At 41.0% G+C, this 23,625-nt stretch carries 21 protein-coding genes and 1 tRNA gene; 16 read left to right on the plus strand and 6 right to left on the minus strand.

Going from position 1 to position 23,625, the window contains the following annotated elements:
- The 8 genes from AC2HW8_RS04560 (at position 1) to AC2HW8_RS04595 (ending at position 8,346) form a co-directional block, all read left to right on the plus strand.
- Positions 1-846, plus strand: a complete 846-nt coding sequence (locus AC2HW8_RS04560; RefSeq protein WP_484327212.1) for an energy-coupling factor transporter ATPase — start codon at positions 1-3, stop codon at positions 844-846.
- A complete protein-coding gene (locus AC2HW8_RS04565; RefSeq protein WP_021884121.1) occupies positions 843-1,712 on the plus strand; it encodes an energy-coupling factor transporter ATPase in 870 nt (289 codons plus the stop codon). The genes AC2HW8_RS04560 and AC2HW8_RS04565 overlap by 4 nt, the downstream gene beginning before the upstream one ends.
- Complete coding sequence (locus AC2HW8_RS04570; protein WP_484327213.1) at positions 1,706-2,518, plus strand: energy-coupling factor transporter transmembrane component T family protein; 813 nt, start codon at positions 1,706-1,708, stop codon at positions 2,516-2,518. Before AC2HW8_RS04565 ends, AC2HW8_RS04570 begins: the two co-directional genes overlap by 7 nt.
- Positions 2,488-3,294: a tRNA pseudouridine(38-40) synthase TruA gene (gene truA, locus AC2HW8_RS04575; RefSeq protein WP_337620344.1), complete on the plus strand. Its 807-nt coding sequence runs from the start codon at positions 2,488-2,490 to the stop codon at positions 3,292-3,294. Before AC2HW8_RS04570 ends, truA begins: the two co-directional genes overlap by 31 nt.
- Entirely contained in the window at positions 3,287-4,582 is a 1,296-nt protein-coding gene (locus AC2HW8_RS04580) for a DUF5711 family protein (RefSeq protein ID WP_046432609.1), read from the plus strand. The genes truA and AC2HW8_RS04580 overlap by 8 nt, the downstream gene beginning before the upstream one ends.
- Before the next feature lie 5 nt (positions 4,583-4,587).
- Positions 4,588-5,262 carry a CvpA family protein gene (locus AC2HW8_RS04585; RefSeq protein WP_101069484.1) on the plus strand — a complete coding sequence of 225 codons (675 nt, stop codon included), beginning with the start codon at positions 4,588-4,590 and terminating at the stop codon, positions 5,260-5,262.
- Positions 5,263-5,286: 24 nt separating this feature from the next.
- Positions 5,287-5,904, plus strand: coding sequence for a CDP-alcohol phosphatidyltransferase family protein (locus AC2HW8_RS04590; RefSeq protein ID WP_173018963.1), 618 nt, complete (start codon positions 5,287-5,289; stop codon positions 5,902-5,904).
- A 102-nt stretch (positions 5,905-6,006) separates the two neighbouring features.
- A complete protein-coding gene (locus AC2HW8_RS04595; protein WP_295024296.1) occupies positions 6,007-8,346 on the plus strand; it encodes an ATP-dependent Clp protease ATP-binding subunit in 2,340 nt (779 codons plus the stop codon).
- A gap of 352 nt (positions 8,347-8,698) precedes the next feature.
- On the opposite strand, the gene AC2HW8_RS04600 is transcribed toward AC2HW8_RS04595, so the two are convergent.
- The 3 genes from AC2HW8_RS04600 to AC2HW8_RS04610 all read right to left on the minus strand — a co-directional run bounded on the left by AC2HW8_RS04600 (position 8,699) and on the right by AC2HW8_RS04610 (position 11,897).
- A complete protein-coding gene (locus AC2HW8_RS04600) occupies positions 8,699-9,577 on the minus strand; it encodes a carbohydrate ABC transporter permease (RefSeq protein WP_046432620.1) in 879 nt (292 codons plus the stop codon).
- Positions 9,577-10,455, minus strand: coding sequence for a carbohydrate ABC transporter permease (locus AC2HW8_RS04605; RefSeq protein WP_015524102.1), 879 nt, complete (start codon positions 10,453-10,455; stop codon positions 9,577-9,579). The genes AC2HW8_RS04600 and AC2HW8_RS04605 overlap by 1 nt, the downstream gene beginning before the upstream one ends.
- 86 nt (positions 10,456-10,541) lie before the next feature.
- Complete coding sequence (locus tag AC2HW8_RS04610) at positions 10,542-11,897, minus strand: ABC transporter substrate-binding protein (protein ID WP_117951557.1); 1,356 nt, start codon at positions 11,895-11,897, stop codon at positions 10,542-10,544.
- A gap of 366 nt (positions 11,898-12,263) precedes the next feature.
- Between AC2HW8_RS04610 and AC2HW8_RS04615 the strand changes: the two genes are divergently transcribed.
- Positions 12,264-13,124: a DUF624 domain-containing protein gene (locus tag AC2HW8_RS04615; RefSeq protein WP_117886069.1), complete on the plus strand. Its 861-nt coding sequence runs from the start codon at positions 12,264-12,266 to the stop codon at positions 13,122-13,124.
- A 191-nt stretch (positions 13,125-13,315) separates the two neighbouring features.
- Here AC2HW8_RS04615 and AC2HW8_RS04620 read toward each other — a convergent pair.
- Positions 13,316-13,391: transfer RNA gene (locus AC2HW8_RS04620), tRNA-Thr, on the minus strand.
- A 367-nt stretch (positions 13,392-13,758) separates the two neighbouring features.
- On the opposite strand from AC2HW8_RS04620, the gene AC2HW8_RS04625 reads away from it, so the two are divergent.
- The 3 genes from AC2HW8_RS04625 (at position 13,759) to AC2HW8_RS04635 (ending at position 17,000) form a co-directional block, all read left to right on the plus strand.
- Entirely contained in the window at positions 13,759-14,151 is a 393-nt protein-coding gene (locus AC2HW8_RS04625; protein WP_484327214.1) for a helix-turn-helix domain-containing protein, read from the plus strand.
- 139 nt (positions 14,152-14,290) lie between these two features.
- Entirely contained in the window at positions 14,291-14,554 is a 264-nt protein-coding gene (rpsO, locus tag AC2HW8_RS04630) for a 30S ribosomal protein S15 (protein ID WP_015524098.1), read from the plus strand.
- A 226-nt stretch (positions 14,555-14,780) separates the two neighbouring features.
- Positions 14,781-17,000, plus strand: coding sequence for a polyribonucleotide nucleotidyltransferase (locus AC2HW8_RS04635; RefSeq protein ID WP_304010895.1), 2,220 nt, complete (start codon positions 14,781-14,783; stop codon positions 16,998-17,000).
- 199 nt (positions 17,001-17,199) lie between these two features.
- On the opposite strand, the gene AC2HW8_RS04640 is transcribed toward AC2HW8_RS04635, so the two are convergent.
- Both AC2HW8_RS04640 and AC2HW8_RS04645 read right to left on the minus strand, forming a co-directional pair.
- Positions 17,200-17,421, minus strand: a complete 222-nt coding sequence (locus tag AC2HW8_RS04640; RefSeq protein ID WP_046432286.1) for a hypothetical protein — start codon at positions 17,419-17,421, stop codon at positions 17,200-17,202.
- 15 nt (positions 17,422-17,436) lie between these two features.
- Positions 17,437-17,697, minus strand: a complete 261-nt coding sequence (locus tag AC2HW8_RS04645; RefSeq protein WP_021884131.1) for a type II toxin-antitoxin system RelE family toxin — start codon at positions 17,695-17,697, stop codon at positions 17,437-17,439.
- A gap of 220 nt (positions 17,698-17,917) precedes the next feature.
- On the opposite strand from AC2HW8_RS04645, the gene AC2HW8_RS04650 reads away from it, so the two are divergent.
- From AC2HW8_RS04650 to AC2HW8_RS04665, 4 genes are all read left to right on the plus strand, one after another.
- Positions 17,918-19,084, plus strand: coding sequence for an FprA family A-type flavoprotein (locus AC2HW8_RS04650; RefSeq protein ID WP_484327215.1), 1,167 nt, complete (start codon positions 17,918-17,920; stop codon positions 19,082-19,084).
- 606 nt (positions 19,085-19,690) lie between these two features.
- A complete protein-coding gene (locus tag AC2HW8_RS04655) occupies positions 19,691-20,179 on the plus strand; it encodes a CarD family transcriptional regulator (RefSeq protein ID WP_015524093.1) in 489 nt (162 codons plus the stop codon).
- Between the two features lie 171 nt (positions 20,180-20,350).
- The gene (locus AC2HW8_RS04660; RefSeq protein ID WP_015524092.1) at positions 20,351-22,378 is read left to right on the plus strand and encodes a leucine-rich repeat protein; all 2,028 of its coding nucleotides are present in this window, start codon (positions 20,351-20,353) and stop codon (positions 22,376-22,378) included.
- Complete coding sequence (locus AC2HW8_RS04665; protein WP_015524091.1) at positions 22,338-23,621, plus strand: glycoside hydrolase family 3 protein; 1,284 nt, start codon at positions 22,338-22,340, stop codon at positions 23,619-23,621. Before AC2HW8_RS04660 ends, AC2HW8_RS04665 begins: the two co-directional genes overlap by 41 nt.
- Positions 23,622-23,625: the final 4 nt, after the last annotated feature.

Genomic DNA, 23,625 nt, shown 5'->3' on the forward strand with positions numbered 1-23,625 from the left:
ATGAGCTTTATTTCACTTGACAACATCAGCTTTTCATATTCCGACATTGAAAGCGGTCAGCCGTACAAAAATGCGGTTGACGGTGTTTCTCTCAATATCGAAAAGGGTGAATTTGTTGCCCTTCTCGGTCACAACGGATGCGGAAAGTCAACTGTTGCAAAACATCTCAACGCAATGCTATTGCCGGATAAGGGCAAAGTGTATGTTGACGGAGATGACACATCAGATGAAAACAAGACATATGACATAAGAGAAAAAGTGGGACTTGTACTTCAAAATCCCGACAACCAGCTTGTTGCAAGCGTTGTTGAGGAAGATGTTGCTTTCGGTCCCGAAAACCTCGGAATACCGCCAGAGGAAATACGACAGAGGGTTGACGATGCCCTCAAAGCCGTTGATATGTACGATTACCGTGAACACGCTCCGTTCAAACTTTCGGGCGGTCAGAAACAGCGTATTGCAATTGCGGGAATTCTTGCAATGCAACCGCAATGCATAGTTCTTGACGAACCCACGGCAATGCTTGACCCTAACGGCCGTGACGAGGTAATGACAACGCTTTTAAAACTCAACCGTGAAAAGAATATGACGGTTGTCCTCATCACACACTATATGGAAGAGGCAGTCATTGCCGACAGAGTTGTCGTTATGGACGCAGGAAAAATCCTCACTCAGGGTACACCCGAAGATGTTTTTTCACAGGCGGAGCTGCTCAAAAAGCACCGCCTTGATGTTCCGCAGGCAACAGAGCTTGCATACAGACTCAGGGGGTGCGGAGTGAAATTTGACAAACTTCCTCTCAATGCAGAGCAATGTGTAAAAATGCTTGAGGAGGTGCTATCATGAGCAAGGTGCTTGAACTGAAAAATTTAAGCTATGTTTACGGAACAGGCACTCCGTTTGAGAAAACCGCTGTCAATAATTTGAGCCTTTCAATTGAAAAAGGCGAGTTTATCGGCATTATGGGACACACTGGTTCAGGCAAGTCAACACTTGTTCAAATGCTCAACGGACTTATGAAACCAACTTCGGGACAGGTTCTTCTTGACGGTGAGGATATCTGGGCAAATCCCAAGGATATCAGAAAAATCCGTTTCAAAGTCGGAATGGTATTTCAGTATCCCGAATATCAGCTTTTTGAAGAAACCGTTGCCAAGGACATCGCATTCGGCCCTACGAATATGGGTAAGAGCGGTGCAGAGCTTGAAAAAGCGGTAAATGACGCCGCAAGATTTACCGGACTTAAAGATGAACTTCTTGAAAAATCTCCGTTCGACCTTTCGGGCGGTGAAAAGAGAAGGGCGGCAATTGCAGGCGTTATAGCAATGAATCCCGAGGTTCTCGTTCTTGACGAACCGACCGCAGGTCTTGATCCTATGGGTAGAGATGTGCTGTTAAGCCAGATTGTGCAGTATCACAAGGAACGCAAAAACACCGTTATCCTTGTATCTCACAGCATGGAAGACATTGCAAGGGTTGCCGATAAAATAATCGTTATGAACAAGTCAAACCTCGTTATGTTTGATAAGACGAAAGAAGTTTTTTCAAAGGGACGAGAGCTTGAAAAAATAGGACTTCGAGTACCGCAGATAACAAAGATTATGCTTGAACTGCGTGAAAAAGGTTTTAATGTTCCCGAAGGAATACTTACTGTTGATGAGGCAATGGACTGTATTTCCTCACTGCTTGACAAGGAGGGTAAAATATGGTAAGAGATGTTGCGTTCGGTCAGTATTTTCCTGCGAACAGCGTAATCCACAAATGTGATCCCCGTGCAAAGCTGATTATGCTTGTCGGATTTCTCGTAATTATTTTCTGTACTTTTAATTATGCTTCGCTTGCGCTTGTTGTGTTTTTTACCGCACTTTTTGTTGCGGCAAGCAAGGTGCCTGCAAAGTTCTATTTCAAAAGCATGAAAGTAATTATATTTATTATAATAGTAACCTCAATTCTCAATGTGTTCTACGGTTCGGGTGATCCGCTTGTACAATGGGGGATTTTCAAAATTACCTTAAACGGCATTAACAGAGCAATTTTTGTTTCGGTAAGAATCATATGTCTTATCCTTGCAAGCTCCTGTCTTACATTCACAACCTCTCCGACAGAGCTTACGGACGCAATCGAAAGACTGATGAAGCCGCTTGCAAAACTGCACTTTCCCGTTCACGAGATTGCAATGATGATGTCGCTTGCTTTAAGATTTGTTCCCACACTTCTTGAAGAAACCGACAAAATTACTCAGGCTCAAAAGGCACGAGGTGCCGATATGGAGTCGGGTAATATTATTCAGAGGGTAAAGGCGTTTATACCTATTCTTATTCCGCTTTTTGTTTCGGCATTCAGAAGAGCCTATGAGCTTGCAACAGCTATGGAGTGCCGTTGCTACCGTGGCGGAACAGGAAGAACACGAATGAAAACTATTCATATGGCAAAGCGTGACTATGTATCTTTTGTAATGGTCACACTTCTAATCGGCGGAGTGATTTTATGCAACATATTCCTGCCTGCGGCAGTTTGAGAAATCTTCTTCTCACAATTTCATATGACGGAAAAAAGTTCCACGGCTGGCAGGTTCAGCAGAACGCAATGACGGTTCAGGAGGCTTTTCAAACTGCTCTTTCAAAGATTATCGGCAATGACTTTGATGTAAAGGGATGCAGTCGCACAGACAGCGGAGTTCACGCAAATATGTACTGCATCAGCCTTAAAACAGAGCATCCCATAAAGCCCGAAAGGCTCAAGGCGGCGCTTAACCGCTGGCTGCCGCTAAGCATTGCGGTTCTTGACTGCAAAGAGGTTGCACCCGATTTTCACGCCCGCTATTCCTGCACAAGCAAGGAATATATCTACAAAATCTGGAACAGCGAGGTGCGAAATCCGTTTCTTGACGGATACGCACTTCATTACAGATACAAAATTGACGAAAATCTGCTTGACAAAGCCGCTCAGGCATATGTCGGCAGACACGATTTCACTTCCTTTTGCACGCTTGATAACCGTGAAAAAGGGGATATGACCAGAAATGTAAAAGCCTTTTCGGTAACCCGTGAGGGCGACCTTGTTACAATGAAGGTTGAGGCTGACGGCTTTTTGTACAATATGGTTCGTATTATGGTGGGAACACTTCTCAGGATTCAACAGGGTAAAATTGCTCCCGATGAAATTCCCTCCATTATAGAAAAGAAAAACAGAAAATATTCGGGCCCCACCGCACAGGCTTGCGGATTGTACCTGAATCGTGTGAATTATGAAAATGACAACAGTTCACAAAAAGGAGTGAACGCTGATGTTTAAAAAATTTAAAGGACATTATTCAAAACGAAAGACACATAAAACCGACAGAGATGTAATGAGCTATGAGGATATGCCTCTTGACGATTATGAACAGGAAAAAACCGAAATGTCGCCGCAGGCTGTCAAGAAAATCGTACTCGGTGCGTGTATTGCCATTGCGGCAGGACTTATAGTTTTTGCCTTTGCAAACCGTGACAAGCTCACATGGGAGAACATCTCAAACTGGTGGACTTATGATGTACTCGGAAATGCAGGTCACGGCTATCCCGTTGACATTATCGGTTCCGAGGTTTCATCAGGCAACTTTGCAGTGTCACAGGGACATGCCGTGTATGCGTCGGACACCTCGTTCGTAACCCTTACAAATTCGGGTACAGAGGTTGCACGACTTCAGCTTACACATTCAAATCCCGTAATGAAAAACAATGAAAACAGATTTCTCACATACGGAATCGGCAGTTCAAGCTATGAGATAAGCAGTTTTGACGAAACGCTTTACTCAGGCAATGCCGAAAATAAAATATACACAGGTGATGTTGCCTCAAACGGTACATACTGTCTTGTTACCGAGGACAACGGTTATCTTACAACGCTGTATGCCTACAGCAAAAATAATAACAGAATTTACAAATATTCTTTTTCAGAGTATTATATAACATCGGTAGCAATTAACAAGGACGGCTCCGGTTGCGTTGCCACAGGTGTGTCAAGTGATAAGGGTTCGGCGGTAACGGGCGTTTATGTGCTTGATTTTTCACAGGAAAAGCCTGTTTCAACCTACAAAATTTCAGGTGACAGCGTGCTTGATTGCAAGTATCTGACCTCAGATACGGCGGTTCTTGTGGGCTCACAGGCAAGCTATATTGTTAAAAAAGGTGAAAAGAATTACAAAACAGTAAGCTATGAGGACAAAACTCTTTCAAATTACTGCTTTAACACAGATACATCAACCTATACAATGGCTCTTTCAAGGAGCGGTGACGGAAGAAGTGTTGCTCTCATAAGCTATAACAGCAACGGTGAGGCACAGTACACAATAAATACCGAACACAAAGCCGATTCGCTTTCTGTCTACAAGGGTACGGTTGCAATCCTTGACGGAAATGTTGTTTACGGTTATAATCAAAATGGCGATTTGCTTTATTCGACAAATTCGGGAACCGGTTCAAAAAAGATTGTGCTTGCCTCGGACTACACCGCTTACATTCTCAGCGTAAATCAAATTAGGTTTATTGACCTTGACAATGTATCGAGTGACGATACCGCTCAAACTTCAAAACAGGAGTAATAAATTTGGTTGCAGATATAATTATTATTGCCGTGTTTGCGCTTTTGTTTTTTATTGATTTCAAGCGTGGCATAGCAATTACAATTCTCAATGTTGCAGGTGTGGCTCTCACGGGCTTTCTTGCATATCACATTTCAAATTTTCTTGCATCGTGGGTTTATACGGCATTTGTTCAGCAGACCTTAACAACAAATCTGCAACAAATGATTGACACTCAGGGCATCAACTCAGCCATTGCAAACAGTTTTTCGGCTTTGCCAAACTGGGTTATGGGAATGCTCGGATTCTTCCTTTCAATTTTCGGATTGGATTCAAGTGTCTATACAAACGATTTTCAGGTTCCTAACTCTGCCGCAGCGGCGGTGTCAACTTCGGTGGAAAATCTTATTCAGCCGGTTATCACAGGAATGTTCCGCTTGGTTATCGGTGTAGTTATATCAATAATTATCTTTATAATTATAAAAATTCTTGTTAAAAAACTTGCGAGAGTGTTTAAAATACCCGTGGTGAAACAGATTAATAAGCTTCTCGGCGGTGTGTTGGGACTTGCAGAGGCGGCAATCCTTGTATTTTTTGCCGTTAATATCTTTTCGGGAGTGCTTGAGTTTTCAAATCCCGAAATGCTTAATAACCCGATGATTTCGGGTGCTGTTTTTAAATTTTTCAGCGTTGCAGTCTGAATGAAGAAACAGGAGGGAACAGTAATGGAAAAAGAAAAAGATGTGTGGAGCTTTAAAACATCCGATTTGGTTACTATACCTAATATTATAACTTATGTAAGATTTGTGCTTATAATCCCGTTCGTATATTTTTTCCTTGCGGAACAGTATATATATGCGGCAATATGTATAGGTTTGTCGGGGCTTTCCGATTGCTTTGACGGAATGGCTGCCAGAAAACTCAATCAAGTAACTCCTCTCGGAAAAATCCTTGATCCCATTGCAGACAAGGTAACGCTTTTTGCGGTCGTTATCTGTATGGTGATTTATGTGCCTATGGTTCTTCCGATTCTTGTAACACTTCTGGTCAAAGACCTTATTATGCTCCTCGGCGGTGCAGATTTAATCAAAAAAAGACTCACTCCGCCTTCTGCAAACTGGTACGGAAAGGTCGGAACAATCATTTTCTACTTTTCCGTATGTCTTATCGTATTTCTCAAGGCCTTTTTTGCCTACGAAAATATGGTGCTTGATCTGATATTGCTTTCGGTTACAGCCGCATCCATGCTATACGCTTTGTATCGTTACGGCAAAATCTATTTTGCAATGATTAAGGAGTACAACGAATCACTTAAAAAGACAGCTGACATTAAAAATAAATAAATTCCGACAAATAAATATTGAATTATTTGTTAAACAGTTGTATAATTCTTATATTACCATGACAGCGAATGTGAAATTTGGTGTCCTAAAAAGGAGTATGCTATGCTTTGTACAAGATGCGGAAAACGGCCTGCGGTTGTTTTCGTTTCAAATAATAATTCCAAAGACGCCCCAACGGCAGGTTATTGCCTTACCTGTGCAAAAGAGCTTGGAATCAAGCCGGTTGAGGATCTTATCAGCAAAATGGGTATCTCGGACGAGGACCTTGAAAATGTTCAGGATCAGATGAATACCCTCATGAACAGTATGGGTGACGGCGATATGTCGCAGCTTATGGAACAGCTTGGTGCGGATAACCTTGCCGAGCAGATGGGCGATTTTGCTAAAGACGGTGACGGCAGTGAAGATGATGACTTCTCTCACGGTGCACCTGCATTCCCTGCATTTTTCAACAGTATGTTCGGCGGACAGAACAACAATGCGACAAATCAGGATAATAATAAAAAGGGCAAAAAAGAGAAAAAAGAAAAGAACAGAAAGCACATCAATCTTTACTGTGAAGACCTCACACGCAAGGCGAGAGAGGGCAAAATCGACCGCATTGTCGGCAGAGACAGCGAGATTGAGCGTGTAATTCAGATTCTTTCAAGAAGAACAAAGAACAATCCTTGCCTTATCGGTGAACCCGGTGTAGGTAAAACCGCTATTGCAGAGGGGCTTGCTCTCCGCATTGCCGCAGGAAATGTTCCTCAAAGACTTAAAAACAAGGAAATTCAGCTTCTTGACCTCACCTCACTTGTTGCAGGCACTCAGTTCAGAGGTCAGTTTGAAAGCAGAATCAAAGGACTTGTTTCAGAAATCAAGGAGAACGGCAACATAATTCTCTTTATTGATGAGGTTCACAGCCTTGTCGGCACAGGTGACAACGAGGGTACAATGAATGCCGCAAATATCCTCAAACCGGCTCTTTCAAGGGGCGAGGTTCAGGTCATCGGTGCTACAACATTCAACGAATACAGAAAATATATCGAAAAGGATTCTGCTCTTGAAAGAAGATTTCAGCCCGTAAAGGTCGGCGAGCCTACAATTGCTCAGTCAATTGATATTATCGCAGGTGTAAAAGGCTATTATGAGGCACATCACCGTGTAATTGTTGACGATGATATCGTTCGCAAGACGGTTGTCCTTTCCGAAAGATACATAACAGACCGTTTTCTTCCCGACAAAGCAATCGACCTTCTTGATGAAAGCTGTGCCTGTGCCGCTCTCCGCAACAAAAGCATGGAGCGTCACGATAAGCTTGAGGATGAAAGACAGAAGCTTCTTATCAAAAAGGACGCTCTTACAAATGCCGATGAGGTAAACTACGAACAGCTTGCCGAGGTCAACACAAGCCTTGCAAGAATTGACAGTGACCTTAAAGAAATTGACCCCGAAACTCTCGTTTCAAAGGTTACAGAGGAGGATATCGCCAAGGTCATCGAACTCTGGACAGGCATCCCCGCATCAAGAATCAAGGAAAATGAGCTTTCAAAGCTTGCCGACCTTGAGAACGAGCTTAAAAAGAAAATTATCGGTCAGGATGAGGCTGTAAAGGCTCTTGCATCTGCAATCAGAAGAAGCAGAGTTCAGATTTCACCTCGCCGCAGACCTGCATCATTCATCTTTGTAGGTCCTACAGGTGTCGGTAAAACAGAGCTTGTAAAGGTTCTCAGCAAGGAACTTTTCGATACCCCCGAAACTCTTATCAGACTTGATATGAGTGAATTTATGGAGAAACATTCGGTTTCTAAAATTATCGGTTCACCGCCCGGATATGTCGGTTACGATGAGGCAGGACAGGTAACGGAGAAAGTTCGCCGCAGACCTTATTCGGTTCTCCTCTTTGATGAAATCGAAAAGGCTCATCCCGATGTTCTCAATATTTTGCTCCAAATTCTTGACGAGGGCAGAGTTACAGACGCTCACGGCAGAACAGTAAACTTTGAAAATACTGTTATCATTATGACATCAAATGCCGGTTCTGCATCAAAGGACAGCGCATTAGGCTTTGGCAAGACTGAAGAAGATGCCTCAAAAGAAAAGGTTATGAAGGCACTTTCCGAGTTCCTCCGTCCCGAATTTATCGCAAGAGTTGACGAGGTTATCGTATTCAACAGCCTTAAAAAGGACGATTTTGTTAAGATTGCAGACCTTATGCTCTCTGAGTATGTTCCGACTCTTGAGGAAAAGCACATCAAGTTCACATTTGACGAAAAGGTTTGTCAGCTCCTTGCAGAAAAGTCATGCAACGGTGCAAGCGGTGCTCGTGACCTCAGAAACACAATTCGCAGAGAGGTTGAGGAGAAAATTGCAAACGCAATGATTGAGGCAGGCGCAGGCGGTGTTACTGCAATGCACCTTACAGCCGAAAACGGTGAGCCTGTTCTTCAGTCAATCTGATTTTTACGGTAAAAGTTAACACATAAAATTTCCGCATATCGGGCAGTCATCACGATTGCCCGATTTTTTTGTTACAATATAATTCTATTAAAGAACAATCATACACGGCGAGCCACCGTACCCTGTTCGTGTAGATAGTTTGTAATATCAAAAAACATATTGCATCATTACTTTTGGGAGTCCAAAAATCGCCCATACGGTTGGATTACACAGACAATTGCAATGTTACGCTCGGGCATAATTTGTTTTTCATTATACAAACTGTCTACACGAGAGAAAAAACACAAGAGAAAAAAACGGCTGTGTAGCATAAGGTACACAGCCGTTTTTTGAAAATAAAATGAAAGAAAGATTAACCTTTTACAGCACCTGAAACAACACCCTCGATGATGTATTTCTGACATGCAAAGTAGAAAATAATAATCGGAACGATGCTCAGAACGATAAGCGCCATAATAGCACTTGTGTCCGTATGACCGTAACTGCCGTTAAGATACTGAATGTGAATCGGAATAGTTTTGTAATCCATATCAAGAATAAGATAGGGGAGAAGGTAGTCGTTCCAAATCCACATTGTTTCAAGGATTGCGACCGAAATAAAAGTAGGTTTCATAATCGGAAGAACAATACCGAAGAATGTTCTCAAAGGACCTGCTCCGTCAACATCTGCGGCTTCCTCAATTTCAACAGGAATTGATTTAACAAATCCCGAGAACATAAATACCGCAAGTCCTGCTCCGAATCCGAGGTATATAATCAAAATACCCCACGGAGTTGTAAGTTTGAGACTGTCGGCTGTCTTTGAGAGGGTAAACATTACCATCTGGAAAGGAATAACCATTGAGAAAATGCAGAAATAGTAGATGATTTTGCATATACGAGAATTTGAACGCTGCAAGTACCACGCACACATTGATGTGCAGAAAAGAATAAGCACAACACCGCCGATTGTAATGAAGAAGCTCCATACAATTGACTTCCAGAACGGATAGTTGCCGTGGAACATACCTGTCATATAGCTTTGAAAGCCCTGAAAACTGTTTGCATTCGGAAATTCAAAGATTGCACGGCTGATTGCCGCATTGCTCTTGAAGGAGTTCATCAGTACAATGAAAACGGGAGCAACATAGAATACTGACACAATAGAGAAGAGAATTGTTAAAATTTTCATTCCTACGGTTTGTTTTTTCTTTACAGGCCTATCCTTAGCCTTTGCTGCAACTTTTGCCATTACTGCTGAACCTCCTTTCTTCTTGTGAAGTAAAGCTGAATAAGGGCAATGATAACAACAATTACGAAGAAGATAACGCCCTCAGCCTGACCTACGCCACGAGAATTCTGGTTTGCATAGAATGTATTGTAAATATTGAGAGCCATCATTTCCGTCTGATAAACCATTGTACCGCTTCCCTGTGATACAATACCCGGAGCACCGCCTGTGAGGGCAAGGTTCTGGTCGAACAGCTTAAATGAGTTTGTAAGTGTAAGGAATGTGCAGATTGTGATGGAAGGCATCATCATCGGCAATGTTACATTTGTAAGCAACTGTTTTTTGCCTGCGCCGTCAATTTTAGCCGCCTCATAAAGATCATGAGGTACGCTCTGGAAACCGGCAATGTAAATAATCATCATATAACCTGCCTGTTGCCAGCACATAAGAATTACAAGTCCCCAGAAGCCGAAGTTTGCGTTAAGCGCAAGGTTTGTTCCGTAATACTGAAGAATACCGTTAAAAATGTACTGCCAGATGTAGCCGAGAATAATACCGCCTACAAGGTTAGGGACAAAGAAAACAGTTCTGAATACATTTGAACCCCTGATTCCGAGCGTGAGTGCATACGCCACAAAAAACGCAATGAGGTTAATGAGTATAACCGATACTATAACAAACAGTACCGTAAACCAGAATGAATGTAAAAAGCCCTCATTCTGAAAGGCCTTGACATAGTTTCCGAACCCGATGAATACTGCATCGCTTGTTGTTCTGAATTTACAGAATGAAAGGTAAATGCCGTTAAAGAACGGATATACAAAACCTATAAGGAAAGCAGCAAGAGTAGGAAGAACAAATATAAGAAAATAAATTTTTCTTTTAGGTTTTCTAAACATAATATTTTGCCTTTCCGTTCATAAAAAAGGGGGGCGGAATGCCGCCCCCCTACCGAACCTGTTAAATTAAAACAGAAATTTTACAATCAGCCGTTAGCCTTTGCATATTCTGTTTTCCAACCCTGTACAAATGCAGTCTTAACAGCATCCCAGTCGCCTGTGCCTGCTGCATACTGTGTAAGAGCTGTGCCAACACCGTTTTTCCAATCTTCACTTGGCATTGTTGTGAAGTTCCAGCTTACAGGAGTTTTGCCTGCTGCTGTGAGTTCGTTATCAATCTTAACAAATACATTGGTTGCTTCCTTAGCATTCTTGAAAGGAATTACAAATCCCATATCGTCAGCAAGAGCAGATGTACCTGTTTTGTTTGTTACACACCAGTTCAAGAATTCAAGAGTAGCTGCCTGATCGTCAGCACTTGCCTTGTTGTTTACACACCAGTAGTTCTCTGAACCTGTGCAAAGACCCTGATTAGCTTCATCGCCTACGCCGATGTAAATCGGGAGCATGCCGAGTTCGTCGTCCTTCATACCTGCCTTGGTAACTGTTGAATATTCCCAGCTGCCGTTCTGGAAGAATACTGCTTCGCCTGATGTGAACTCAGTTTCAGCGTCTGTACCCTTCTTGCTTGCGAGGTCTGCAGGATCACATGTTGAATCTGTGATGTAGAGATCCCAGATGTTCTTATAGTTTTCAAGGTATTTACCCTCGATAGCGTCTGTTGATTTGATGCCCTTATCCTTGTACTCAAAGTAGATAGGAAGGTTAGCAAGGTGAGTTTTGAATCTCCAGTCAGATGAAGAATCCATACCTGCTGATGTGAACGCACCCTTAACGCCGAGCTTATCCTTATTCTTCTGGATTTCATCGGCTACAGTCTTTAACTTCTCAAAGCTGTTGATGTCTTCAATCTTCTTAACCGAAGCAAAGTCAGAATCGCAATACTTCTGGAGAAGAGTCTTGTTGTAGATAATGCCGTATGTTTCAATTACATAAGCAATACCGTAAACCTTGCCGTCCTCTTCAAGTGCATAATCCTTTGAAGTAAGCTGATTGTAAATTTCTGATGAGCTGAGGTCTGCACAATAGTCTTTCCAGTTAGCAAGACCGACAGGACCGTTAACCTGGAAGAGTGTAGGAGCGTTATCCTTGTCCATCTCTGCTGTAAGTGTTGACTCATAAGTACCCTCGGCAGCTGTCTTAACAGTTACCTCAACACCTGTTTCGTCCGTGTACTTCTTAGCAAGAGCCTGCCAATCCTTGTCCTGCTCAGGCTTAAAGTTAAGATAGTAAACTTTACCGTTTTTTGCGTTGCCTGCTGCACTTGAATCATCTTTTGATGAACCTGATGATGAAGAACCGCCGCAGCCTGCAAGAGCAGTAGCAGTCATCATACCTGCAACTGCAAGAGCTGCAGCTCTTTTGATTGTTGATTTTTTCATAGCTTTCACCTTAATTAAAAATATTTATCCGCTAAACCCGGATATTGGCGAGAGAACAACATTCTGTGTTCTCTCTATTGCCACAATCATAACACACTATTTATGAAAATACAATAGATTTTTTTAAAAAATTTCTCTGTGATTAGTCAAAACGAAGGTATTGACCAAATGTAATTTCAAAATCAAACAAAAAACAACCGCATATTATCTGAGTTTTTTGACTTATTTGTCAAATTAGAAATATTAAAGTAACATTAAAGTTACAATATTGTAACCTGTCAAATATGGTCATTCTATTGAAAATGACAAGCGATTTGTGCTAAAATTATGTCAAATTTGTTTTTTAAGAAGGTTAATTTAGCAATTATGAAAAATTTCAATCAATCATCCCTTGCACGATTTTTCACCCGATTTCCTAAGCTGTTATTTGCGGGATTGATGTACTCAATTCCGTTTGCCGTATTTTCCGGAATATTCATTCTCATAAGCTTTCTGTCCGGATTCAACAATGTAATATTATGGAGCTTGGGTATAATTCCCGCAATGCCGTTCTATTCCGGACTTGTAATGGTAATCCGCAAAATTTCGGTTGAAAAAGAGGATGTAAATGTTTTCAAAACTTTTGTACAGGCATTTCGTGAAAATCTGAAAAAATCAATTTTCAACGGATTTGTCGCTTACCTCATAGTAGCATGTTCGTTTTTTGCAATTCTCTATTACGGAACACTTGCTCAGACAGACATCGTTTACGGCTCTGTCTTTACCATATATATAGTGTTCTCAATTGCAATGCTGATTATGCTGTTCTATGTACCTCTGCTAACAATTACCTATGACCTCAGACTCCGTGACATTTATAAAAATTCACTCCTGTTGATTTTCGGTAAAATTCTCAGAAATATTGTCGCACTTGTGCTTGTCGTAATAGTTTCATTCGCAGTATTCCTCGCAGTAATCTATGCAAAGGGTGCAATGCTTGTTGTTGCAGTTGCTCTCTCGGTAATTTTCTACCCGATGATTGCAACCTATATAATAGTATCCGTAATCGCAAAAGGCGTGCAGGAGTCTGTCGGTTACTTTACAGGTGATAATGTGCAGTATGTCCTCACGGAAGAAGAAGTTCAGCGTGAAACCGAAGCAGTCGAAAACGCAAACTCCGATGATGACTACATCTTCGTCAACGGCAGAATGATTAAAAATCCGGCTAAAACGAATACGAAAGAGTAATTTTTAAAGCACTTTGCAAAATGCAGGGTGCTTTTAGTTTTATATGCATTAGGTATATATGTGTGATTGATGTGATTGCTGCTTTTTGACTGACATTTGACTAATATTTAAGCAATATTTTACGGTAAAAATAAACAAATAAAAACCGCACCAAAGAGCCTGAAAACGGCTTTCTGATGCGGTTTTTGTTATGGAGCTGAAGAAGGGACTTGAACCCTCGACCTACTGATTACGAATCAGTTGCGCTACCAACTGCGCTACTCCAGCGTTTAATTTTTCGGTTGTTCGGCTGTAATAAAGCAAAAATACAGAACGCAGAAATTGCATAAAAACATACACACTGACTTCCGCTACATGATTATACATCAAAAATTTAAAGATTTCAATACCAAATTTGAAAAAGAGGTTTACAAAAACCGAAAGAGAGGCATAAAAGTTTTACGAATCAATAATAATAGATGCAGGTATAATTCATCAAAAAATTATTTATGAATACAAAATAATGCACAAAAATCATGCTGATTTTTGTTTAGTGAAGTGTTATCACATTTGTGGAATATTTTATTTAAAAGTATTATAATTGAATCGCAGTGTGCAAAGCGGAAATACTTTTATGTGATAGGATGTGCAGAAGATGCCCAAAAGAAAGTGCAGTAATATCGACGCTTCGGTAGGACTCAGAATGCGTTATTACAGAATTCATTGCGGACTTACCCAACAGCAGGTTGCGGACGCATTAAAGATAAACAGAACAACTTATACAAAATATGAAACGGGAGTTTCTGAACCAAGCCACGAGCTTCTCGGAAAAATCGTTAAAATGTTCGGTATTGATTATAACGCAATTCTTGACAACAGAGATTATTTTGAAAGAAGAGTTGCCGACGGTGACATGACGCTCAATGTACTGACTCTTTCCGAAAGAGCAATCATTGCAAGATATCGCTCAATGTCTAAAGAAGATCAGAAGAAAATTTGTGAATATATAGATATGCTCTACAATGAAAAAGCAAAGAAGATTTTGTAAAAAACACTTTACTTTTGACTTTGATTGTGATAATATAAAACAGATGACCGTGTCTCGGAACAGGGAGTATGCCGTTTGTCGGATTTTCACAGCCCTGCCCTGAGATGTTGGCGACTATTTTTGAAAGGTGGAATTTTTAATGCTTAAAGAAGAAAAGCAGGCTATCATGGCTGAGTACGCAACTCACGAAGGCGACACAGGTTCTCCGGAGGTTCAGATTGCTCTTCTTACAAAGAGAATCAATGACCTTACCGAGCACCTCAAGGTTCACAAGAAGGATCACCACAGCAGAAGAGGTCTTCTCAAGATGGTTGGTCAGAGAAGAAGCCTTCTCGCTTACCTCACAAAGGTAGACATTGAAAGATATCGTTCTATCATTGCAAGACTCGGTATCCGTAAGTAATTTTTTAAGTACACAAGGGCAAGCGAAAGCTTGCCCTAAATTCGATTTTCTGCGGGATTTTTATTTGCTGTTTTTTAGCGGTAAAACGATTAAATAACATATGCTTTTGTGTGTTTGTAAGTTTTGTTTAATGGTTTTATTGCTAAATCGGCGTAAAATCCCGTTTGAATAAATTTGAACTTTATTTAAAATGTGAAACTTATGTTTCGGAAAGGATTTTACTAAAATGAATCGACTTATGACATTCGACAAATACAGAGTATTTGAAACAGAATTTGCCGGCAGACCTTTAAAGGTTGAAACAGGCAAGATGACACAGCTTGCAAACGGTGCGTGTCTTGTTCACTACGGCGACACAACAGTTCATGTTGCTGTTACAGCATCAGAAAAGCCAAGAGAGGGCGTTGATTTCTTCCCGCTTTCGGTTGACTATGAAGAAAAGATGTACGCAGTAGGCAAAATCCCCGGTTCTTACCTCAAGAGAGAGGGCAGACCTTCGGAAAAGGCTATCCTCACAAGCCGTGTAATCGACCGTCCTATCCGTCCTCTTTTTGACAAGAGCATGAGAAACGATGTTTCAATCGTTTGTACGGTTATGAGCGTTGATCCCGACTGTCAGCCTGAAATTGTTGCCATGATTGGTGCTTCAATCGCAATTTCAATTTCTGATGTTCCGTGGAACGGACCTATCTCGGGTTGTTCTGTAGGTATGATTGACGGTGAGTACATCATTAACCCGACAGAGGAACAGAGAAAGGTTTCTCAGATGGCAACAACAGTTGCCTCAACAAGCTCAAGAATTGCTATGATCGAGGCAGGTGCAAACTGCGTATCTGATGACGATATGTACAACGCTATTATGGCAGGTCACGAGGCTAACCAGAAGATTATCAGCTTTATTGAGGAAATCAAGGCTGAAATCGGCAAGCCTAAGTTTGAGTTTGCAAGTCTTGAACCCGACCATGATATGTTTGAGGCAATCAAGGCATTTGCAGAAGAAGATGTTAAGGTTGCTCTTGATACAGATGATAAGAGAATTCGTGACGAAAGACTCAAGCCTATCTATGAGGCAGTTCATGAAAAATTTGACGAGATTTATCCGGAAAGCGAAGCTCTCATTGACGAGTGCCTTTATAAGACACAGAAGTTCATTGTTCGCCGTTGGTTACTCGATGAGCAGAAGCGTGTTGACGGCAGAGGAATGGACGATATCCGTCCTCTCGCATCAGAGGTTGGCGTGATTCCGAGAGTTCACGGTTCGGGTATGTTCACAAGAGGACAGACTCAGGTTCTCACAATCGCAACACTCGGTCCTGTTTCCGACAAACAGCTTCTTGACGGCATTGACGGTGAAACAGAAAAGAGATATATCCACCACTACAACTTCCCAAGCTACTCAGTCGGCGAAACAAAACCAAGCCGTGGTCCTGGCAGAAGAGAAATCGGTCACGGTGCTCTTGCAGAAAGAGCACTCGTTCCTGTAATTCCTTCGGTAGAAGAATTCCCGTATGCACTTCGCCTTGTTTCGGAAGTTCTTTCTTCAAACGGTTCAACTTCACAGGGTTCAATCTGCGGTTCAACTCTTGCTCTTATGGACGCAGGTGTTCCGATTAAGGCTCCTGTTGCAGGTATCTCATGCGGTCTTATCACAGAGGGCGACCGTTGGATGACAATGGTTGATATTCAGGGTCTTGAGGACTTCTTCGGTGATATGGACTTTAAGGTAGCAGGTACACACGACGGTATCACAGCTATTCAGATGGACCTCAAAATTAGCGGTCTTACTCCTGAAATGGTTAAAGAGGCTCTTGCCAAGACTCACAAGGCTCGTAACTACATTCTTGATGAAGTAATGCTCAAGGCTATTGCAGAGCCGAGAGAAGAGCTTTCAAAGTACGCTCCCAAGATGTTCACAACAACAATTCCTGCTGACAAAATCAGCGAGGTTATCGGTAAGAGCGGTAAGGTTATCAAGGAAATTCAGGCTGAATGCGAAGTTAAGGTTGACATTGAGGAAGACGGCGAACTCGGACAGGTATTTGTTTCGGGTATTGATTCCGACAAGTGTAAGCGTGCAATCGAAATCATCAACACAATCGCTGTTGATCCTGAGCCGGGTGCAATGTACCTCGGTAAGGTTACCCGTATTATGGACTTCGGTGCTTTCGTTGAAATCGCTCCGGGTAAGGAAGGTCTTGTTCACATTTCTCAGCTTGATGTTAAGCGTACAGAGAATGTAACAGATGTTGTTAATGTAGGCGACATTATCCGTGTTAAGGTAATGGAAATTGACGATAAGGGCAGACTTAACCTCTCTCGCCGTCAGGTTCTTATTGATGTTGACGGTCTTGTTCCCGAAAACGACATTGACGCAGAAAGAGCAGCTCGTCCACGCAGACCTCACAATGACCGCAGAGGCGGCTTTAACAGAAACAACAGAAAGTAATTTTTGTAATCTGAAATCTAATACTTTTAATATTTATACAATCAGTCCCTTTCAATTTGCAAATTGAAAGGGACTGTTTTGTTAATTGAAAATTGAAAGTGGAAAATTATGCTTTGGTGGGTAAATGTCATACACTCAAAATATTAAAAACTAAAATAAAAAGCGGTGGTCAATGCCACCGCTAAAATAATGCAATTATTTATTTTGCATATCTTGAAAGATTATCCCAATCAATATCGTCTTCGGAAACAAAGTCACCGTTTTCCGCTTCTGTAATGTCTTTATACTCCTGTTCGGTAACTTTTGTGTAGTCAGGATCCCAAGCAAGTACGAGTTTCTTAATCAATTCGTAGGCAAGTTCCTTGTCACTGTCGGGAAGCATATCAATCATTTTAGCAATTTCAGCTGTTTTCGTACTCATATACGGCAACTCCTTTCATTTATAAATATCTCCACGAGAACCTATATCCATAATATATATTATTTCATAAGTACCGTCAAGTAACCTTTTAAAAATAATACGGTATTTACCGATTCTTAATCGTTGTCTGCCGTCATCAAATCCCTGCATTAATTTTATATCACCTTTAGGAGGATTAATTTTTAACCCCTCAATTCCAATTCTGATACGATTAACTGTTGCTTTATCGGATTTTGCAAGGAACTTGAGTGCAGCTTTTGAATATTTTACTTCCATAATAACAACCCGTTTGTATTTTTCTTTAACAATATTATATCATCGCTTTTCTTTTAAATCAATAGCAAAATAATTTCATATACAATCAGACACATGAACAAAATTTGCATAGTGTTTAAATTATCCTAATCATCTTGATTTCAACTTGATAACATAGTATAATTGACTTAACAAAAATTTCCGACAAATACGGACACAGATTTATAAAGGAGAGAATACAATGCAGGTTAAAATTTCCGATTCTATAAAATACATTGGCGTTGATGACAAGACAATCGACCTTTTTGAAAGTCAGTATCTTGTTCCCAACGGAATTTCTTACAACTCATATCTTATTGTTGACGAAAAGGTTGCAATTATGGATACGGTTGACAAGAGAAAAACTGACGAATGGCTTGAAAATCTTGACAGAGAGCTTAACGGCAGAACTCCCGATTATCTTGTAATCAGCCACCTTGAGCCCGACCATGCGTCAAATATTAAGGTTGTTTCCGAGAAATATCCGTCAATGAAGCTTGTTGGTAATGCAAAGACTTTTTCAATGCTCCCACAGTTTTTTCCGGATTTTGATTTTGCCGATAAAACCGTTACAGTCAAAGAGGGTGACGAACTTGAACTCGGTTCGCACAAGCTTACATTCATAATGGCTCCCATGGTTCATTGGCCTGAGGTTATGGTTTCATATGAAAGTGCAGAAAAGGTTCTTTTCTCAGCGGACGGCTTCGGCACATTCGGCGCACTTGACGCTCAGGAGGACGATTGGGCTTGCGAGGCAAGAAGATATTACTTCAATATCTGCGGTAAGTACGGTGTTCAGGTTCAGAATCTTCTCAAAAAAGCCGCAAAGCTTGATATTCGGAAAATCTGCCCGCTTCACGGTCCTGTACTTGACGAAAATCTTGGTTGGTACATCGGTCTTTACGATACATGGAGCAAATATGAGCCTGAAACCGACGGTGTGTTCATTGCATATTGTTCGGTTCACGGCAACACAGCCAAGGCTGCCGAAAAGCTTTGTGAAATCATCAAATCAAAAACAGACAAAAAGGTTTCGATTGCTGACCTTTCACGCACAGACCTTGCCGAGGATATTGAGGACGCATTCCGCTTCAGCAGAATGGTTGTTATCGCACCGAGCTATGACGGCGGCGTGTTCCCGATAATGAACGATTTCCTGCACCACCTTAAAATCAAGGGCTACAAGAACAGAAAGGTTGCTATGGTTGAAAACGGCTCTTGGGCTCCTTCGGCAGCAAAGACAATGAGAACATATCTTGAAGAAATGAAAAATGTTGAAATTTGTCCTACTGTTGTGACAATCCGTTCTGCTATGAAAAAAGAAAATATTCCTCAGCTTGAACAACTTTCTGACGAAATTCTTGGATAATATCATAATAAATTGACATAAATGCAATAATAAAAGGATATAAATATATATTTATATCTTCAATACTTACACCTAAAAGATGGCGAATTTTGTTCTGCAAAGGTTGAGATTGTTATTTTTGTAACAATTAGATAAAAATTCCAAAGGATATTTTACATCAAAGATTTAATTCCGTTGCAAATGCAATTGAATTTAAAACTCTTTTGTTGTACAATAAAGCTAAAGTTGATGCCCACGGAATAAGCATTGAAACAGATTTGTTTTTAGGTAATTTGTTTTGGAGTTTTGAAATTAGTCGTGAAAAGTTCTTTCTTCTGCCTGTATTCAATGCTTATTTCGTTCATTCATATTGATATATTCCTTCTATAACCCAATATACCCCGAAAATGACCGACGCTTGTTGTCGGTCATTTCACTTTTCGGCGGGTTTCCATTTCGGCATTATTGTACATAGTTGTAATTCAACTAATTTCCCACAGTGAAAAAATTGTCAAATTCGGTAATTTTGCCTATAACAAAATTATGCAAAATGTGGTACAATAATATTGTAAGAACTCAGTGTTTATCTGAGATTTAAGATGATGCGATTATACGGATGGTGAGAGTATGTACAGTATTGGCGAGATTGTTCTTTACGGCTCAAACGGAGTTTGTGAGATTACCGAAATTACAACGAAAAAAATTGGAAAGGATTCTATTGAATACTATGTTTTAAAACCTGTTTGCTCGGATTCTTCAACGCTTTTTGTTCCGACTCAGAATGAAATGCTTGTGTCAAGAATGCGTGCTGTCCTTTCTTCGGATGAAATTAAAGATATTTTGTCACAGAAAACCGATAATGAAATATGGATTGACAATAAAGCCGAAAGATGTGAAAAAATCAAGGAGATTATTTCGGGCGGCGATTGTATGAAGCTTGTTGAGCTTATCAGGAGAATGCACTTCCACAGTAAGCTCCAGCTCAAAAAGGGTAGACGACTTCACATTACTGACGAGCGTTTTCTCAAAGAAGCTGAAAAAATGGTTTGTGACGAGGTTTCGGTTGTTCTTCACATTGACCGTAACGATGTTCTTCCGCTTGTGCTTGCAGGCTGATTTTTTAAAAATATATAAAGGATACAGAGGATTAACCGGAGCATTCTTTGAATTGCTTTCAATGTTGTTCCTCTGTTTTTTTATTTTTGGTAATTCTAGGTTGTTTGCCTATTTACAAAATGTTGCATTTTGTAGTAAAATATAGGAATAATGATTTATGGGAGCTATTTAATGAGAAATTTCAAAAAAACTTTATCATTTTTACTTTCAACGGTAATAATAGTTTCATCAGTTGTAGGTGTCGGTACAACCGTTTTTGCCGCAACCGATGAACACACATACAAAAACTTTAAATACAGAATTCTTGACGATAACACAGCCGAAATCTGCGGTTATACGGGCAAGAATGCAGTTGTGACTGTTCCCGACAGCATTGATTCAAAGCCTGTAACCTCAATTGGCAGGACGGCATTTTATTCAGGCAAAATCAAGGAAGTGACAATTCCCAACACAGTAAGAAGCATCAAATGGTGGGCTTTTTACGGTTGTGAAAGCCTTGAAAAAATCAACCTGAATTTTGGTTTAAAAACTGTAGGCTACGGTGCGTTTATGAATTGTAAAAAGCTTAAATCCGTGAGCATTCCAATGTCCGTAACGCAGATTTGCGATGATTCGTTTGCGGTAAGCTGTTCAACCCAAAAGGGCGTTTTTGACACCTACAGTAAGCAGACAATAAGCACTCAGCAGTATTCAACCGATTCATCGTTCACTCTTGAAGGCTATTCGGGGACTGTCGCAGAAAAATATTGCAATGATAATTCGCTAAACTTTGTTTCGTCGGGCAATGTGATTTACGGCGATGTTGATAACAACGGAACTGTTGAGGCAGCTGATGCAAAGCTTGCCAAAAGCCTTATCGACACTGTTCCGACCGAGGAAGAACTGACGGCTGCCGATGTTGACGATGACGGCAAAATCACAGAAAACGATGTTAATCTTATTTTGCAGGCTGTCGGCAACGAATTTTACGCACAGCTTTTTCCGTGTGCAAAGGCTATGTATTCTGCTCCCGACTACCTTTCGGGCAGAACTATGTATTGTGACGGCGACAGCGTTGCCTACGGTTCGGGTACGGACACAATGGGAAATTCAACATATTCTTTCTGCAATTATGTTGCCGAAAAATATAATATGACAATGACCAACAAGGCCACTCCCGGCACAACTCTTGCAATAAGAAAGGATTTTATCGGCACAGACCACAGAAGTATCCTTGAGCGTGTCCGTGAAATGAAAGGCAGTTACGATGTTATTCTGCTTGACGGCGGTTTTAATGACCTGTTCAAAAATGTTGAAATGGGTGCAATGACCGATATAAATAATAAATCGGGAAAATACAATGAATACACCACAGCAGGTGCGTTGGAAAGTATTTGTTATTTTCTTGACAAGAATTATAAAGACTCAATTAAGCTGTTCGTACTCTGTCACAATTGCTCAACAAGAATAAAACAGTCACAGTATTGGTCTTTAATGAAAAATATACTTGATAAGTGGGAAATTCCCTATGTTGACCTTTCGGAAGAAACAGAGCTTACCGGTGATAATGAGGAAATTACAACACAGTATTTTAGATATAATGCAACAACCAAAAAAGGCGATGGGATTCACCCTCTTGCATATGCCAATATGAAGATATACGGTCCCATCGTTGCCGAAAAGCTTAACGAAACAGTACAGAGCAAGTCTGAACTTGTTTTGCCGAAAAGTGACATTTCTATGGGACTTTTTGAAAGTTACACCCTTAACAGCGAAATTACGGAGTTGAGGGGAGATATAGAAGTCAGCTATTCAAGCAGTAACCCGTCAGTTGCCTCTGTTGATGAAAACGGCAATATTGTTGCCACGGGCATAGGCGATACGGTTATCACGATTTCGACCTCTGACGGAAAAACAAAAAATGTGAATGTGAATGTAAAGTTTCTTGCAATGGCGGTTAGCTTTGGCAAAAATAAAATTTCACTTTCAGAGGGTAATTCAAGCTTGCTGAATCTTTCTGTAGCAGACGGTGAGGCGACCTGTTCAACAACCTATTCGTCAACAGATCCGACTGTTGCGTCTGTTGATGAAAACAGCGGAAAAATTACAGCCAACAAAACGGGCAAAACCACAGTATCATGTACCACGGCAAACGGTGTAACGGTAAGGTGCCTTGTATATGTCACAAGCAGTGCGCAGACTAAAATGCAGAAAGCATAAGGCGTTTATGAAAATATTTAACAGAAAATTAAAAATAACTTCATCTGCTTTGCTTACATTATGTATGGTTTTTGTAATGACGGCTTGTGCCGAAAACAGCAGTCAGTCCGAAAAATCACAGCCTGCAGAGCAGACGACTGTTCAGCCGACAACAATGTCAGCCGAAGAAATTAATGACCGAAAGCTTGATAAATTCATATCTGATATGACGCTTGAAGAAAAGGTGGGGCAGATGTTTTTTGTACGCTGTCCCGATGAAGACGCTGTGCAACAGGTCAGCGAGTACAATATCGGCGGTTACATCCTGTTTGGCAGAGATTTTGACGGTAAAACCAAAGATGAAGTTGTTGACGATATTCACAGCTATCAGAACGAGGCGGATATTCCGCTTTTAATCGGCGTTGATGAGGAGGGCGGAACGGTTGTGCGTGTCAGCAGTAACCCAAACCTCCGTGAAACTCCGTTTCTTTCTCCAAAAGATACTTATGCAGACGGCGGTTGGGATGCTGTCAAGCAGGATGCAGAAGAAAAAGCGGATTTGCTCCTTTCACTCGGAATCAATGTGAATCTGGCTCCCGTGTGCGATATGACCTCGGATGAATACGGCTTTATGTATGACCGTTCTTTCAGCTCGGATGTTGATATGGAAAACAGATATGTGCGAACCGTTGTTGAAACAAGCAAATCAAAAAAGCTCGGCACGGTTCTGAAGCATTTTCCCGGTTACGGCAATAACAGCGACACACACACGGGAATTGCATACGATGACCGTGACTATTCGGAATTTGAAAATACAGATTTTAAACCGTTTTATCAGGGAATTGAGTCCGGTGCCGACTGTATTCTTGTTTCACACAACATAGTTAATTGCATGGACAGCGAATATCCTGCGTCACTTTCACAAAAGGTGCATGATATTCTCAGAAATGAATTCAAATTTGACGGTGTAATTATGACCGATGACCTTATCATGGACGCAATCACGGATTTTACGGGGGATGAAGCGGCGGCAGTCACAGCGGCAAAATGCGGTAACGATTTGCTCTGTTGTTCATCTGTCAATACCCAATATCCCGCAGTTCTTGAGGCTGTTCAAAACGGTGAAATTCCCGAAGCTCAGGTTGACGCATCTGTAAAGCGAATCCTGAAATGGAAACAAAATCTCGGCATTTTTAGTATTGACACCTATCAGAAAAAAGTCAAATCAACCGAACCAACGGATACCGTTGGAAGTGAGGAGTGAAAAG

The sequence above is a fragment of the Ruminococcoides sp. genome, assembly GCF_057037865.1.